Source organism: Streptomyces sp. NPDC007162 (genome assembly GCF_040634175.1).
GTDB lineage: Bacteria > Actinomycetota > Actinomycetes > Streptomycetales > Streptomycetaceae > Streptomyces.
On the sequence record NZ_JBEYFC010000966.1, the window covers coordinates 1 to 1598 of the forward strand.

A 1598-nucleotide genomic window follows, 5' to 3' on the forward strand; every position below is an offset into this window, starting at 1 on the left:
GGTCGCCCAGGACTATCTGGTGCGGTTCGCCGACGCCTACGACCGCGAGGTGCAGTCCTGGGTGGACGCCACCCGGCAGGGCCGGGTCACCGGACCGGGCGCCTGGGACGGATACGCCTCCTCCGTCGTCGCCGAGGCAGGAGTCAGGGCGCTGGAGACCGGCCGCCGTACGACCGTCGAACTCGCCCGGCGCCCGGGCCTGTACGCGCGCGACGACGACCGCTGACGTGCCACCGCAGTGCCCCTCACACGCCCCCGAACAGCGCGCTCAGGCCCTCCTCCACGACCGCCGCGACGTCCTCCTCCCCCGGGGCCACCACCTCGTGGGTGCGCTGCAGGAAGCGGAACAGCGCCTGGGTGTCGAACTGGAGCAGGGCGAGGCCGTGCGGCGAGTGGAACTCGACGGCCGTACGACCCGGGCCGCAGGGCCAGATGTGCACGTCCCCCCGCCCGGCGGGGGCCCCGAGCCCCTGGTCGAGGAGCGAGCGGGCGAAGGTCCACGTCACCTCCTGTCCGCCGAGCGTGACCTCGGCCGGGAAATCGACGAACACGGCCAGCGGGTCACCGGAGGTGTACCGGAGCGTGGCGGGCACCGGGATCTCCTGGTCCTCGGCGGTGATCAGCCGGGCGCGGGCGGGTTGCTCGAAAGTGATGTCCATGCCTGTAGGACTCCGCGGAGGCCCTTCGCGGGACGTCAATTCCGGCCAGAGTTGCCGCGGTTGGCCGAGACCGCGACACTGTGGACACAAGCACGTCGAACAACCGCCCGAGCGCGACACGAACGCCCTTGAAAATAAGTCAAGTCACGTAGTCGGCCTACGACTTGCCGCCCCCCGCGCGTACGTCTTCCAGGGGGTCCGACCTGCCCGTGAAGACTCTGGCATATGCCAGAAGCACCACCGTATCGTGTGTTGCCAAATCCCTTACAGGGCGTCGCAGGCTGTGCAACAGTCGTAACCGGTCCCCCGCCCGTCCTGGCCCCGCCGTCCCCGCATCGGAGTGCGTCATGCCGTCCCATGTCTCCGCGGACCGCCCCGCCGCCCAGCCGCCCGGGCGCGGCTCGGTCGAGGCGTTGATATCGCAGACGCGGCGACTCAAGGGTGACGTGGACGCCGTACGGCGGGACACCCGGAGCGACGGGACGGACCCCGAGGAGCGGTGGCAGCGGGCGCTGTACGACCTGGCGTTGCATCAGCTCAACGACCTCGACGAGCACCTCGCCCAGCTGCGGGACGGACCGGCGCCGCTGTCGGCCGAGCCGGACCCGGCCGCCGTGCCGTCCTCCCCGTCCGGCTCCGGCTCGCTGCTCAGCCGCGTCGGCAGTGCGGAGTGGAACCTCCTCACGGACGAGGCGAGTTGGTCCGCCGAGCTCTACCGGATCCTCGGCCGCGACCCCGCGGCGGCTGCCCTCACCCTCGACGAACTGCCCTCGCTGGTACTGGACGAGGACCGGCCCCGGCTGACCACGATGGTCACCGGCTGCCTGGTCGACGCCAAGCCGATCGACGGCGAGTTCCGTGTCGTACGCCCCGACGGAGGCGTACGGACCGTCCACATGATGGGCGAGCCCGCGACGGTGCTGCGGCGCGGCGACGAAC

At 71.6% G+C, this 1598-nt stretch carries 3 protein-coding genes; 2 read left to right on the top strand and 1 reads right to left on the bottom strand.

Going from position 1 to position 1598, the window contains the following annotated elements:
* Positions 1 to 226: Gfo/Idh/MocA family oxidoreductase (locus ABZ646_RS46305; protein WP_360533727.1), on the top strand; the 226-nt coding region annotated here is incomplete at its 5' end.
* Between the two features lie 19 nt (positions 227 to 245).
* Here the strand turns inward: ABZ646_RS46305 and ABZ646_RS46310 are convergent.
* Entirely contained in the window at positions 246 to 659 is a 414-nt protein-coding gene (locus ABZ646_RS46310; protein ID WP_360533730.1) for an SsgA family sporulation/cell division regulator, read from the bottom strand.
* 347 nt (positions 660 to 1006) lie between these two features.
* On the opposite strand from ABZ646_RS46310, the gene ABZ646_RS46315 reads away from it, so the two are divergent.
* The coding region (locus tag ABZ646_RS46315) for a PAS domain-containing protein (protein WP_360533733.1) at positions 1007 to 1598 on the top strand (592 nt) is incomplete at its 3' end.

Bases quoted from the DNA above. Each gene is read 5' to 3' on its own strand.
- ABZ646_RS46310 (WP_360533730.1), bottom strand. From the start codon at position 659: ATGGACATCACTTTCGAGCAACCCGCCCGCGCCCGGCTGATCACCGCC.